Here is a 584-nt window from a genome sequence, read left to right as displayed (position 1 = left end):
ACCCTCGCCCCGTCGCGCACCGAGTGGGCCATCCACTGCGACTTCGACGGCACCATCAGCAATCGCGATGTGACCGACAGCCTGCTGCACGCCTTCGGCCGTCCCGGCTGGACCGATCTGGAAAGCGCGTGGGAACAGGGCCAGATCGGCTCCAGGGCCTGCATGACCGGCCAGATCGCCCTGCTGGACATGACGGACGCCGACTTCGACGCCGCCCTGTCCGCCATTCAGGTGGACCCGGCCTTCCCCGCCTTCGTCCGGGCGGCGCACGGCTTCGGCGCCCCGATCAGCATCGTCAGCGACGGTCTGGATCTGGCCATCGAACGCATTCTGGCGCCGCTGGGGATGCAGCCCCTGCCCATCATGGCCAATCAACTGGAACAGGTTGCGGCCGACCGCTGGCGGCTGAACACGCCGTGGAGCGCCGCCGCCTGCGTCAAGGACAGCGCCAACTGCAAATGCGCCCGTCTGGCCGAGGCCCGACGTTCGGCCGACCGCATCCTCTATATCGGCGACAGCACCTCGGACTTCTGCGTCTCGGGCAAGGCGGACTTCGTGCTGGCGAAAAGCCGCCTGATCGACCA

1 protein-coding gene is annotated in these 584 nt (G+C 68.0%); it reads left to right on the top strand.

Annotated features, from left to right (window positions below):
• The coding region (locus tag ABE454_RS16115; protein ID WP_346533098.1) for an HAD-IB family phosphatase at positions 1-584 on the top strand (584 nt) is incomplete at both ends.

The organism is Brevundimonas diminuta (assembly GCF_039673845.1).
Taxonomy (GTDB): Bacteria; Pseudomonadota; Alphaproteobacteria; order Caulobacterales; family Caulobacteraceae; genus Brevundimonas; species Brevundimonas diminuta_E.
Note: the sequence above shows the minus strand (reverse complement) of the source record. Positions and strands in the feature narration are given on the sequence as shown.